The sequence below is a fragment of the Ilumatobacteraceae bacterium genome, assembly GCA_033344875.1.
Taxonomy (GTDB): domain Bacteria; phylum Actinomycetota; class Acidimicrobiia; order Acidimicrobiales; family Ilumatobacteraceae; genus Ilumatobacter.
The window spans coordinates 3,041,991-3,054,876 of record JAWPMO010000001.1 but is presented as its reverse complement, the minus strand read 5'-3'; the positions used below and the strand labels follow the sequence as shown (position 1 = coordinate 3,054,876).

Sequence of the window (12,886 nt, the reverse complement as noted above, 5' to 3'; positions counted from 1 at the left end):
CATCAGTTCTACCGGTTTGCCGAAGACTCTGCGTGACCGGCACTCGCGTACGATCCGAACGTGACGATCCGCGCCGACCTTCGCGCCATCGTGGTCGCGTGCGTCGTCGCGTTGACGGGCGGCGCCGCCGTGCTCGCGCTCTCGGCGGGCATCCACGAGGCGGCCGACGTGTCGGAGCCGCCCACTCGGGGTGCTGCCTTCCGATCCACCGACACCCTCGCCCCACCTCCCGGTTGCGCACGGGTCGTCGTGATCGGCGACTCGCTCACCGACAACTCCGTGCCGTGGCTCCGGTCCGAGCTGCGATCGGCCGGCTACGACCACGTGGTCGATGCGCAGCCCAGCCGCAGGATCCCCGAGCGGGTTCGGGCGCCGTACAGCGGCGTGAAGGCGGCCAGGTCGGTGCGGGCCTCGTTCGGGGAGGCCGACTGCTGGATGGTCGCGCTCGGCTCCAACGATCTCGTGTACGGCGGCGGTGACCGCACCGCCGCGGGCGAGATGATCGACGAGATGCTCGGTGCAGTCACACCGGGAGCGTCGGTGTGGTGGGTCAACGTGAACTACCACCGTGATCCGAGGACGAGTTTCGACTTCGTCGCCGCGACCGCCACCTTCAACGCGGTGGTCGCCGAACGGGCGGCGTCCGACCCCGACCTGCACCTGATCGACTGGTACACGCTCAGCGAAGTGCACCCCGACTGGTTCTTCGACCCCGTGCACGTCGGACGCGACGCCAGTGTCGTCCGCGCCGAGTTCACGGTCGCCGCCCTCCCGCCGGCGCGCTGAGCAGCGGGACCGGTCGGACGCCGATCGTGGCAGCGGACGGGTGCGCCATCTAGGTTGGGACGCCATGGCGACACACGAACTGCAGCCGCCCGAGTGGATCGACGGCGCACCGATCACGGTGACCGAGACGATCGACATCTCGGCCCCGCCGTCCGACGTGTGGGCGCAGATCGCCGATCACGAATCGTGGCCCGAATGGTTCGCACCCATCGAGCGGGTGGAGCTGCTCGGCGCTCCGACCGGTGTGGGCGGTGGACGCCGGATCTTCGTCAGGAAGCGACCGATCGACGAGGTCTTCACGGCCTGGGACGTCGACCGACACTTCGCGTTCGCGGTGACCGACAGCAAGCTGCCGATCCTCCACGCCCTGGCGGAGTCGGTGCGGCTCGAGCCGATCGACAGCGGCACCCGGGTGACGTATCGCCAGGGCCTCGCCGGGCGACCGGGATTCGGTTGGCTGATGCGCCTGATCTGGAAACAGCCCGCCCAGCAGCTCGCGACTGCGCTCGAGCAGCTGCGCGTCCGAGCCGAGGCGCGGGGCTGACCATGGACGAGGCGAATCTCGCGCTGCTGCTCGTGCGTGTCGTCGTCGGCGTGACGCTCGCGCTGCACGGCCTGCAGAAGATCCGCGGCGGCCTCGACGGCGTCGCCCGGTGGTTCGACGGCATGGGTATGCGACCGGGTTGGTTGCACGCTCGCTTCGCCGCATTCGGCGAGATCGCGGCCGGACTGTGCCTCGCAGCCGGTCTGCTCACCACGTTCGCCGGCCTCGGTTTCGTCGGGCTGATGACGGTCGCCGGCTGGACCGATCACCGCGACAAGGGGTTCTTCATCATCAAACAGGGGTGGGAGTACGTCATGGTGCTCGCCGTCGTCGCGGTCACGGTCGCGATGCTCGGCCCCGGCGAATGGTCGATCGACCATGCCCTCGGGATCGACGACGACCTCGACGGCTACGTCGGTCTCCTGATCGCGGCGGGAGGCGGCCTCGCTGCCGCCGTCGGACTGCTCGCCGTGTTCTACCGGCCGCCAGAATCCGCCGACTGACGCCTGCCGATCAGGTCGGCGCGCTCGCGCGAGCGGCGACGCTCGGGTGATCACGGTGGATGATGTCGCCGACGTGGCGACCGAGCTCGACCGCTTCCGGGTACACGGCCCGCCCGATCCGCATGTCGCCGAGGTCGCGCAGCCGTCGCCCGCCGAGCGCGGTCATCGACGGCGACGGGACCACCTGGAGCACCGAACCTCCGTGCTGTTTCGTCCACGAGCGGATCTCGCGCCGGGCCTGCAGGGCGCCGATCCGCCCGCCGATGCCGAGGCTCTTCACCGCGAACGGCGTGATCGCGAGCAGCAGATCGGCGGCCGGTGCGAGGTCGATCGATGCAATGCTGACCGCCCCGCCGTCGATGTAGCGCTTGCCGTCGATCCGATGGGGCCGCACGAGCAACGGCACCGACGAGCTCGCGGCGACGATGTCGGCGAGCGGGTGGTCGTCGGACGACAGCACGTGTCGACGCAATGTCAGTAAGCGCACCGCGACGGCACCGACGGCGGTCCCGCCGCGCTCGCCGTAGATCGGCCCGGCCAGGTCGATGCCGCTCGACCGGCGATGGTTCGACGCGCCGTCGATGTAGCGGGCCCAGAGCGTCGCGACGTCGTCGAACGTGAGTCCGCTGTCGATCGCGGCGGCGGTGTGGGAGCCGGCCGACGTGCCGAGCAACGCGGGCTGCCGCAGGTCGAACCCGCGCTCGCGCAGTCCGTCGGCGACGCCCATGTCGAACCCGAACCCGAAGGCACCGCCACCGCCGAAGCAGACCGCGAGGGGTGGACGCGTCGTGGGCTCGGGCACCACCCCAGGCTACGGACGGGCGCGCCCTCCGACCCGCCGTGAACGCTCCATGAATGGGGCCGGCATCCCTTTACGGTTCGTCAACGCGGCGATACTGTCCGGGGCATGGCGAACATCGTGAAGGCAGCACTGCTGCAAACCGACTGGACCGGCGACAAGGAGTCCATGATCGACAAGCACGAGGAGCAGGCTCGTGCTGCCGCTGCCCAGGGTGCTCAGGTCATGTGCTTCCAGGAGCTGTTCTACGGGCCGTACTTCTGTCAGGTGCAGGACGCGCAGTACTACGACTACACCGAGGAGATCCCGAACGGGCCGACCACGAAGCGGTTCCAGAGCCTCGCCAAGGAGCTCGGCATGGTGATGGTGCTGCCGATGTACGAGATCGTGCAGGCCGGGCTCTACTTCAACACCGCGGCGGTGATCGACGCCGACGGTACGTACCTCGGCAAGTACCGCAAGCAGCACATCCCGCAGGTGAAGGGCTTCTGGGAGAAGTTCTATTTCACCCCCGGCACCGACGGGTACCCGGTCTTCGACACCGCGGTCGGCAAGGTCGGTGTGTACATCTGCTACGACCGGCACTTCCCCGAGGGGTGGCGCTGCCTCGGTCTCAACGGCGCCGAGATCGTGTTCAACCCGTCGGCGACGCACCGAGGGTTGTCCGAGTACCTCTGGAGCATCGAGCAGCCGGCCGCCGCCTGCGCCAACATGTACTACGTCGGTGCGATCAATCGGGTCGGCATCGAGCCGCTCGGCGAGAACGACTTCTACGGGCAGAGCTACTTCGTGAACCCCCGCGGTCAGTACGTCGGCGACAAGGGTGACCCCCACAACCCGGAGTTGATCGTGCGCGACCTCGACCTCGGCCTGATCCGCGAGGTCCGCGACGGCTGGCAGTTCTACCGCGACCGCCGCCCCGACGCCTACGACGAGATCACCGCCCGCTGATCACGAGTTGTGCCAGGCACAACTCGTGATCCGTCCGCTCCTACCGAAAGTGAGGGCCACATGGCACGCACACTCATCCAGAACGGCACGATCGTGTCCGCCACCGGTCGTCAGGCCGGCGACGTCCTGATCGACGGCGAGACGATCGTCGGTGTCCTGGCCCCCGGTCAGGCCGCAGGACTCGGCATCACCGCCGACCGCACGATCGACGCCACGGGCAAGTACGTCGTCCCCGGCGGCATCGACGCCCACACGCACATGGAGCTGCCGTTCGGCGGCACCGCCGCGTCCGACACGTTCGAGACCGGCACGATCGCCGCCGCGTGGGGTGGCATCACCACGATCGTCGACTTCGCCGTGCAGACCGCCGGCAACGACGTGCAGGAGGGCCTCGCCACCTGGCACGAGAAGGCCGCCGGCAACTGTGCGATCGACTACGCGTTCCACCAGATCATCGGCGGTGTCGACGAGCAGTCGCTCAAGGCGATGACGTACCTCGTCGACCACGAGGGCATCACCAGCTTCAAGCTGTTCATGGCCTACCCGGGCGTGTTCTACTCCGACGACGGACAGATCCTGCGGGCGATGCAGAACGCCGGCGAGTCCGGGGCGATGATCATGATGCACGCCGAGAACGGCATCGCGATCGACGTGCTGGTCGCGCAGGCGCTGGCCAAGGGCCAAACCGATCCGATGTACCACTCGCTCACCCGGCCGGTCGAGCTCGAGGCCGAAGCCACGCACCGGGCGATCGAACTCTCGAAGGTCGCCGGCAACGTGCCGCTCTACATCGTGCACATGTCGGCCAGCGAGGCGCTCGAAGAGGTCGCCGCCGCGCAGCACGCCGGCCTCAACGTGTTCGCCGAGACCTGCCCGCAGTACCTGTACCTGTCGCTCGAAGACCAGTTGATGCAGCCCGGTTTCGAGGGTGCCAAGTGGGTGTGCTCCACGCCGCTGCGCACCAAGCACGAGCACCACCAGAGCGACCTCTGGAAGGGTCTCCGGATGAACGAGCTGGCGGTCGTCTCGACCGACCACTGCCCGTTCTGCATGAAGGACCAGAAAGAGCTCGGCCTCGGCAACTTCTCGGCGATCCCCAACGGCATCGGCTCGGTCGAACACCGGATGGAGCTGCTGTATCAGGGCGTCGTCACCGGAGAGATCACGCTCGAGCGGTGGGTCGAGACCTGCTGCACCACACCGGCGCGCATGTTCGGCCTCGACAAGAAGGGCGCGATCGCGCCGGGCCTCGACGCCGACATCCTCGTATGGGACCCGAACGGGCACACCAAGCTCGGCATCAACGACAAGCACCACATGAACATGGACCACTCGGCCTGGGAGGGTTTCGAGATCGACGGCAAGGTCGACACCGTGATGAGCCGCGGCATGGTCGTGATGGAGAACGACACGTTCACCGGCAAGGTCGGCCACGGTCAGTACGTCAAGCGCGGCCTCAGCAACTACCTGCACTGAGCCCGATCCGGCCGAGCGCGGCCCGATCTGACGAGGGTCGATCGGGTCACCAGAAGAAATCTTGACGATTTCCCATCCAGTTCCTCTCGTGTTCCGAACCAGTGGTGATCGGCGGAACCGACAGCGAAGAACTCCGACCTCGGGGTTCGACCCGCCGACACGAAAGGACCACTGATGAAGAAGACCATGATCGCCGCCACCGCGGCCCTCGTCGCCGGCCTCGGCGTCGGCGGCACCGCACTCGCCGCTCACGACGGCGTGCCCAGCTCGAAGGTCGCGAAGTACACGTACGATCTGAATCCGGTGCAGGATGCGAGCATCCCCAACTCCCAGGCCACCGGATGGACCAAGATCACGACGCTGCCGAACGGCAAGGTCAAGGTGCAGGTCGAGGCATCGGGCCTGGCACCGAACCTCCCGCACCTGATGCATCTCCACGACGTCCTGGGCGACGCGCCCAGCGACTGTCCATCAGGGACGGCCGACGACGTGGTGACGGTCCTGGACGGTGCCCCGGTCTACGGCGGCATCCAGCTGGGACTCGACACCCAGATCGCCGACGCCGACGGCACGATCTCGTACTCGGCCATGTTCCCGGCCGACACCCCGCTCGCCGAGGACGACACGATGACGCTCGGTGAGATCGCCGGCACGGCCCAGGTCGTGGTGCACGGTATCGACTTCGACGGCAACGGCGAGTACGCCATCAACGACGACGACGCGTTCGCATCGATGGAGTCGTCGATCGTGGCCGGTGCCCCGCTCGAGCTGACGGCCCCCGTGCTGTGCGGCGGTGTCCCGAACTGAGTCTCCGGACACCATCAGCGCCTGATACCCGGAACGTCCCGGTCGGTCCGCCGGCCGGGACGTTCCGCGTCCGGGCGGCGTCGCCCGTCGACACGGCTGGGTGCATCTGCTTGGATGGCTCGCGCAGGCTGACGGTCGGACTCGGTCCGGCGTACAGTGAGCGTCAGGGGTAGAGCGCTCCAATCCATGGCTCCGACTCGAAGGGGAACAGCATGAACGAAATTCAGCATTGGATCGACGGCAAGGTCGTCGCATCCACGTCGGGACGTACGGCACCGGTCTACAACCCTGCTCTCGGCGAGCAGTCGGGCGTGGTCGCGCTCGCGTCGGTCGACGAGGTCGACGCTGCGGTCGCGGCGGCCAAGGCCGCGGCGCCCGGCTGGAGGGCGACGAGCCTGTCGAAGCGGGCCGAGATCCTGTTCCGCATGCGTGAACTCGTCGACGCGAACCGCAAGGAGATCGCGTCGCTGCTCACCGCCGAGCACGGCAAGGTGCTCTCCGACTCGTTGGGCGAGGTCGCTCGCGGCCTCGAGAACATCGAGTTCGCGTGCGGCGTGCCGCACCTGCTCAAGGGCGGCTTCTCCGAGCAGGCGTCGACGGGGGTCGACGTGTACTCGATCCGTCAGCCGCTCGGTGTGGTGGCCGGCATCACGCCGTTCAACTTCCCGGCGATGGTCCCGATGTGGATGTTCGCCAACGCGCTCGCGTGCGGCAACACGTTCGTGCTCAAGCCGAGCGAGAAGGATCCGTCGGTGACGATGTTCATCGCTGACCTGTTGAAGCAGGCCGGCCTGCCCGATGGCTGCTTCAACATCGTGCAGGGTGACAAGGTCGCGGTCGATCGCCTCCTCGAACACGACGATGTCGCGGCCGTGAGCTTCGTCGGCTCGACCCCGATCGCGAAGTACATCTACGAGACCGGCACGCGCAACGGCAAGCGCGTCCAGGCCCTCGGCGGCGCCAAGAACCACATGCTCGTGTTGGCCGATGCCGACCTCGACATGGCGGCCGACGCCGCGATCGGCGCGGCGTACGGTTCGGCCGGCGAACGCTGCATGGCGATCAGCGTCGTGCTCGCGGCCGATGCGATCGCCGACGACCTCGTCGCCAAGATCGCCGAGCGGATCCCGCAGGTCAAGGTCGGCAACGGCATGGAACCCGACAGCGAGATGGGCCCGCTGATCACCGCCGAGTCGCGCGACCGGGTGACGGGCTACATCGAGAACGCGCCCGCCGAAGGCGCGACGATCGTCGTCGACGGTCGGCCCGAGTCGAATGACGGCGGCTACTTCGTCAACCCCACACTGATCGACAACGTCACGCCCGGCATGAAGTGCTACGACGACGAGATCTTCGGGCCGGTGCTGTCGGTGACACGGGTCAGCGGCTACGAGGAGGGCGTCGAGATGATCAACGCCAGCCCGTTCGCCAACGGCACGGCGATCTTCACCCGCGACGGCGGTGCCGCTCGCGAGTTCCAGTTCGAGATCGAGGTCGGCATGGTCGGCATCAACGTCCCGATCCCGGTGCCGGTCAGCTATTACAGCTTCGGCGGCTGGAAGGCGAGCCTGTTCGGCGACACCCACATGTACGGCCCGGAGGGCATCAACTTCTACACCCGCGGCAAGGTGGTCACGAGTCGTTGGCCCGATCCCGCATCCAGCTCGGTCGACCTCGGCTTCCCCGAGACCCGCTGACCCGCGTTCGGCGCGTTGCCTCAGTGCGTCGCGGTCAGCTTGACCGCGACGATCGCGGTGATCAGCGCGCCGATCGCGACGACTTGGGCGGCACTCGTCGGCTGCTGTCGGAACACGGTTGACACGACGAATGCGCCGACGGCGCCGATGCCGACCCAGACGGCGTACCCCGTGCCGATCGGGATCGTGCGCGTCGCCACGCTCAGCAGGTACATGCTGATGCCCAGGGTGACGAAGAAGCCCGCGGTCGGACCCGGACGGGTGAATCCCTTCGTCTCCGGGAGCAGCGACGCCCAGGCGACTTCGAACAGTCCGGCGACGGCGAGGATGAGCCAGTTCATCGATGATCTCCTGCGCCCGTCTTGTCCGGCCGGTACGGTGCGCCCCTCGTCGGTGAGTCGTGGTGACTCGCTGCCCAGGCTAGCCAGCGTCCGGTCCGGCCGCCCCGTGCGCCCCGGCCGCCCCGTGCGCCCCGGCCGGTGTCGCTCGGCGTGTGAACAGCCTGTGACGACGACCCGGGACCTTTACGTCCTGTCAAACGCATCGGTAGTGTCTCGGCATGGACGTCGGCATCGTGCTCCAAACGACCCCTCCTGCGTTGCGGGTGGTGGAGTTGGCGAAACGGGCGGAGTCGCTCGGTTTCTCGCACGTCTGGACCTTCGACTCCCACATCCTGTGGGAGGAGCCGTACGTCATCTACAGCCAGATCCTGGCCGAGACCCGCAACGTGATCGTCGGCCCGATGGTCACCAATCCGGCCACTCGCGACTGGACGGTCACGGCGAGCACCTACGCCACGCTCAACGAGATGTACGGCAACCGCACGATCTGCTCGATGGGGCGTGGCGACTCGGCGGTTCGGGTCACCAACGGGAAGCCGACGACGCTCGCCACGATGGCCGAGTCGATCCACGTGATCCGCGAGCTGGCCAACGGCCGCAGCGTCGAGTACAACGGTTCGACGATCACGCTGCCCTGGGCGGCGAAGTCGCGTCTCGAGGTGCTCGGCGCCGGCTACGGGCCGAAGGCGTTGAAGACGATCGGTGAGACGTGCGACGGGTTCGTGCTCCAACTCGCCGACCCGCAGATCGCCGCCTGGACCATCGAGAGCGTGCGGACCGCGGCGTCCGACGCCGGTCGCGACCCCGACGCCCTGACGATCGTGGTCGCCGCGCCGGCGTACGTGGGCAACGCCGACGATGCGTCGATGGCGTACATGCGCGACCAGGTCCGCTGGTTCGGCGGCATGGTCGGCAACCACGTGGCCGACATGGTGGCCCGCTACGGCGACCGGGCCGACGGTATCCCGCAGGCGCTGACCGACTACATCAAGGGCCGCGAGGGCTACGACTACAACCAGCACGGCCAGGCCGGCAACACGCACGCCGACTTCGTGCCCGACGAGATCGTCGACCGCTTCTGCATCCTCGGCCCGCCCGACGAGCACCTGCGTCGTCTCGAAGAGCTCCGTGATCTCGGTGTCGATCAGTTCGCGATCTACCTCCAGCACGACGGCAAGGACCACACGCTGCTCGAGTACGGCGAGCACATCATCCCGCAGCTCGACGAGCACACGCTCGCCAAGTCGTAGTCTTCGTCCGTGATCCGACGAGCTGCGCGCCGAGCCGCACTGTTCTGCGTCGCCCTGTTCCTGGTCGCCTCCCTCTGGGAGCTGTACAAGGTCGTCGGACCCGACGACGGGGGATCGGTCTTCGGCGTGCGGGTCATCCCCAAGGCGTCCAACCGTGCGATGCCGCACACCTGGGACATCGTCACTCGTCTGACCGAGCCAGAAACCAGCGCCGGCACCGAACCGATCTGGCGGACGGTGCTCGGCTACTCCTGGTACACGTTCCGGTTGGCGTTCGTCGGGCTCGTGCTCGGCGGCGTGATCGGTGTGTTCCTCGCGGTGCTGATGGCCCGGTTCCGGATCGTCGAGCGGGGCCTGCTCCCGTGGGTGATCATGTCGCAGACCGTGCCGCTGATCGCCCTCGCCCCACAGGTGGTGAGCTGGAGCGGTCGCCTCGACCTGTTCGGGTGGGAGTGGCCGCGGTGGGCCTCGGTCTGCCTGCTGGCGGCGTTCCTGGCGTTCTTCCCGGTCGCGGTCGGCACGCTGCGCGGTCTGCAGTCGGCGCCGTCCGCAGCGCTCGAACTGATGGACAGCTACGCCGCCGGCTGGTGGCGCACCACGCTGAAGCTCCGCTTCCCCGCCGCGGTGCCGCACATGGTGCCGGCGCTCAAGTTGGCGGCGACGCTGTCGGTGGTCGGCGTGATCGTCTCGGAGATCTCCACCGGCATCCGCGGCGGCATCGGCCGGGCGGTGCTGTCGTACCTGCAGGCGTCGACGGGCGACCCGGAGAAGTTGTACTCGGCCGTGTTCGGAGCCGCGGCGCTCGGCATGGTCCTGTTCGGGGCGGTCGTCGCCGTCGAGATCCTGGTGATGCGGAACCGACCCCGTGAGGAAGCGTCGTGATGGAGTTCGTACCCATGGAGGAACGTGCATGAGTGGTGTCGTCGTCAACAGCGTGTCGAAGGCGTTCAACGAGGGGCAGGCGAATCAGGTCGACGCGCTCGTCGACGTCACGCTGACGGTCGAGCCGGGTGAGTTCGTGTCGCTGATCGGCCCGTCCGGTTGCGGCAAGTCGACGCTGTTGCGGCTGATCGCCAACCTCATCGAGCCGACGGTCGGCGACGTGTTGGTCAACGGCAAGTCGGCGGCACAGGCGCGACTCGACCAGGACTACGGCATGGCGTTCCAGCAGTCCGGTCTGTTCGAGTGGCGGTCGGTCGAGAAGAACATCGAGCTGCCGCTCGAGTTGAAGGGCTGGGACAAGGCGAAACGCCGGGCGCGCGCACACGAGATGCTCGAACTCGTCAAGCTCCCGGAATTCTCCCGACACATGCCGTGGCAACTCTCGGGGGGTATGCAGCAACGGATCGCGATCGCTCGGGCGCTCGCCGCCCATCCGCAGTTGCTGCTGATGGACGAACCGTTCGGCGCGCTCGACGAGATGACCCGTGAACACATGCAGGCGGAGTTGCTCCGCATCTGTGCGGCGACCAAGACGACGGTCGTGTTCGTGACGCACTCGATTCCCGAGGCCGTCTATCTGTCGGATCGGGTCGTCGTGATGTCGCCGCGGCCCGGTCGCATCACCGACATCGTCGACATCGGGCTGGGCCCGAGCCGCGACGAGGACACCCGCGAGGACGACCACTTCTACTCGTCGATCACGGCAGTGCGCGAGGCGTTGCGCAGCGGCGAGGCGGTACGGGGCGGGGTCGACGACCGATGAGTGTTCGTCGCCTGCTCGTCACCGTCGTGCCGCCGGCGATGTTCGGCGTGCTCTTCGTCGTCGCGTGGGAAGCGACCGTGAAGGGGTTCGACCTGAAGCCGTACTTCCTGCCGGCACCATCGGCGATCTGGGATGCGTTCGTCGACAACCCGGGGTTGATCCGCAGCGCCGCGTTCGTGTCGGGGTCCAACGCCCTGGTCGGGTTGGTCGCCGGCACGCTGTTGGGCGTCGCTGCCAGCTTCCTGCTGATGCGGTTCAACCTGCTCAACGAACTCGTGTCGCCGCTCGCAGTGGCGCTCAACGCGATCCCGATCGTCGTCCTGGTCGCCGTGTTCCAGAACATGTACGCGAGCACGAGTGAGATCCCGCGCCGCCTGATGGTGACGTTGATCGTGTTCTTCATCGTGTTGACCAACGTCGCCAAGGGACTGCGCCAGGTGCACGCGACGCACTTGGAGTTGATGCGGTCGTATGCTGCCTCGCCGACCATGATCCTCCTGAAGACGCGTATCCCGAATGCGCTGCCGTACCTGTTCACGGCCCTCAAGATCGCGGCGCCGACCGCCGTGATCACCGCCTTCGTCTCGGAATACTTCGGCGGCCGCCAGAACGGTCTCGGCTACTTCATCCCGTCCAACTTCGCGAACTCCAAGACGGCCGTTGCCTGGGCATACGTGATCGGTGCGTGCCTGCTCGGCCTGGCGTTCTATCTCGTCTCCATCGCCTTGGAGGCCATCACCACACACAGACGGGGATCCGTCCCCGGGGGAGCAACAGCATGAACACACGAAGGAACACTCGAACGATCACCAGGGCGGTCGGCGCACTCGCGGCGCTGGCCCTCGTCGCGACCGCCTGCGGGGGTGACGACGACGACGCCACACCAGCGGCCACCGACCCGCCGGCGGAGGACACCTCCGACGACATGAGCGACGACATGAGCGACGACATGTCCGATGACATGAGCGACGACATGGCGATGGAGTGCGAGACGCCGCGCGAGGCGAGCCTGCAGCTCCAGTGGTTCACGCAGGCTCAGTTCGCCGGCTACTACGCCGCCGTCGACCAGGGCTTCTACGAGAACCATTGCCTCGACGTCACGATCGTCGAAGGCGGTCTCGACATCGTGCCGCAGACGCAGCTCGCCAACGGTGACGTCGACTTCGCGCTCGCGTGGGTGCCGAAGGCGCTGGCCAGCCGTGAAGCCGGGGCGAACATCGTGAACATCGCCCAGATCTTCCAGCGCTCCGGCACCCTGCAGGTGTCGTTCGCCGACGCCGGCATCACGTCGCCCGCCGACTTCGCCGGCAAGAAGATCGGCAACTGGGGTTTCGGCAACGAGTACGAGGTCTTCGCCGCACTCGGCGCCGAGGGTCTCGACCCGGCCTCCGACGTCGAGTTGGTCGGCCAGAACTTCGACATGGTCGCGCTGCTCGAAGGCGACATCGACGCCGCCGAGGCCATGACGTACAACGAGTACGCCCAGGTCCTCGAAGCGATCAACCCCGACACCGGTGAGCTCTACACGCCAGACGACTTCAACGTGATCAGCTACGAAGACGTCGGCGTGGGCATGCTCCAGGACGCGATCTGGGCCGATGCCGACAAGCTCGCCAACGACGAGGACTATCGGTCGCTCGCCGTGTCGTTCGTCGCCGCCTCGATGGAGGGTTGGATGTACTGCCGCGACAACGTGCAGGAGTGCGCCGACATCGTGCTCGCCGCCGGCCCGACGCTCGGTGCCAGCCACCAGCTGTGGCAGACCAACGAGGTCAACAAGCTGATCTGGCCGTCCGAGAACGGCATCGGCTACATCGACCCGGCCGCCTGGGATCGCACGGTCGAGATCGCCCAGGGCACGCCGAACCTCGAAGGCGCCACGGTGCTCACCGCGCCGCCGACCGAGGGTGCGTACACCAACGAGATCGTCGAGGAGGCGTGGACCCACATCCAGACCGGTGACGACACGACCGGTTCCGGTTTCACGGCGATCGAGGTCACCTTGAACGAGGGCGGCAACTGACCCT

The 12,886-nt window shown here is 67.5% G+C and carries 14 protein-coding genes; 12 read left to right on the top strand and 2 right to left on the bottom strand.

What is annotated here, in order from left to right:
- The first annotated feature begins 60 nt into the window (after positions 1-60).
- From R8G01_14465 to R8G01_14455, 3 genes are all read left to right on the top strand, one after another.
- The gene (locus R8G01_14465) at positions 61-786 is read left to right on the top strand and encodes a hypothetical protein (protein MDW3215201.1); all 726 of its coding nucleotides are present in this window, start codon (positions 61-63) and stop codon (positions 784-786) included.
- A 64-nt stretch (positions 787-850) separates the two neighbouring features.
- A complete protein-coding gene (locus R8G01_14460) occupies positions 851-1,330 on the top strand; it encodes an SRPBCC family protein (GenBank protein MDW3215200.1) in 480 nt (159 codons plus the stop codon).
- A 2-nt stretch (positions 1,331-1,332) separates the two neighbouring features.
- Positions 1,333-1,833, top strand: coding sequence for a DoxX family protein (locus R8G01_14455; protein MDW3215199.1), 501 nt, complete (start codon positions 1,333-1,335; stop codon positions 1,831-1,833).
- Positions 1,834-1,843: 10 nt separating this feature from the next.
- Here the strand turns inward: R8G01_14455 and R8G01_14450 are convergent, their stop codons facing one another.
- Positions 1,844-2,635 (bottom strand): patatin-like phospholipase family protein, encoded by a 792-nt coding sequence (locus R8G01_14450; protein MDW3215198.1) that lies wholly within the window; start codon positions 2,633-2,635, stop codon positions 1,844-1,846.
- Positions 2,636-2,740: 105 nt separating this feature from the next.
- On the opposite strand from R8G01_14450, the gene R8G01_14445 reads away from it, so the two are divergent.
- From R8G01_14445 to R8G01_14430, 4 genes are all read left to right on the top strand, one after another.
- Complete coding sequence (locus tag R8G01_14445) at positions 2,741-3,583, top strand: nitrilase-related carbon-nitrogen hydrolase (protein MDW3215197.1); 843 nt, start codon at positions 2,741-2,743, stop codon at positions 3,581-3,583.
- Positions 3,584-3,643: 60 nt separating this feature from the next.
- A complete protein-coding gene (gene hydA / locus R8G01_14440) occupies positions 3,644-5,059 on the top strand; it encodes a dihydropyrimidinase (protein ID MDW3215196.1) in 1,416 nt (471 codons plus the stop codon).
- A 174-nt stretch (positions 5,060-5,233) separates the two neighbouring features.
- A complete protein-coding gene (locus R8G01_14435; GenBank protein MDW3215195.1) occupies positions 5,234-5,866 on the top strand; it encodes a hypothetical protein in 633 nt (210 codons plus the stop codon).
- Positions 5,867-6,078: 212 nt separating this feature from the next.
- Entirely contained in the window at positions 6,079-7,563 is a 1,485-nt protein-coding gene (locus R8G01_14430; protein ID MDW3215194.1) for a CoA-acylating methylmalonate-semialdehyde dehydrogenase, read from the top strand.
- Positions 7,564-7,583: 20 nt separating this feature from the next.
- On the opposite strand, the gene R8G01_14425 is transcribed toward R8G01_14430, so the two are convergent.
- Positions 7,584-7,904 (bottom strand): multidrug efflux SMR transporter, encoded by a 321-nt coding sequence (locus R8G01_14425; protein ID MDW3215193.1) that lies wholly within the window; start codon positions 7,902-7,904, stop codon positions 7,584-7,586.
- A gap of 218 nt (positions 7,905-8,122) precedes the next feature.
- Here R8G01_14425 and R8G01_14420 point away from each other — a divergent pair, with 218 nt between their 5' ends.
- Genes R8G01_14420 through R8G01_14400 form a run of 5 tightly spaced genes read left to right on the top strand, consistent with a single transcriptional unit; the run spans position 8,123 to position 12,882 of the window.
- Positions 8,123-9,154, top strand: coding sequence for a TIGR03842 family LLM class F420-dependent oxidoreductase (locus tag R8G01_14420; GenBank protein MDW3215192.1), 1,032 nt, complete (start codon positions 8,123-8,125; stop codon positions 9,152-9,154).
- 9 nt (positions 9,155-9,163) lie between these two features.
- Positions 9,164-10,036 (top strand): ABC transporter permease subunit, encoded by an 873-nt coding sequence (locus R8G01_14415; GenBank protein MDW3215191.1) that lies wholly within the window; start codon positions 9,164-9,166, stop codon positions 10,034-10,036.
- Between the two features lie 28 nt (positions 10,037-10,064).
- Complete coding sequence (locus R8G01_14410; GenBank protein ID MDW3215190.1) at positions 10,065-10,859, top strand: ABC transporter ATP-binding protein; 795 nt, start codon at positions 10,065-10,067, stop codon at positions 10,857-10,859.
- Complete coding sequence (locus R8G01_14405) at positions 10,856-11,641, top strand: ABC transporter permease (GenBank protein MDW3215189.1); 786 nt, start codon at positions 10,856-10,858, stop codon at positions 11,639-11,641. The genes R8G01_14410 and R8G01_14405 overlap by 4 nt, the downstream gene beginning before the upstream one ends.
- A complete protein-coding gene (locus R8G01_14400; protein MDW3215188.1) occupies positions 11,638-12,882 on the top strand; it encodes an ABC transporter substrate-binding protein in 1,245 nt (414 codons plus the stop codon). Before R8G01_14405 ends, R8G01_14400 begins: the two co-directional genes overlap by 4 nt.
- Positions 12,883-12,886 lie beyond the last annotated feature (4 nt).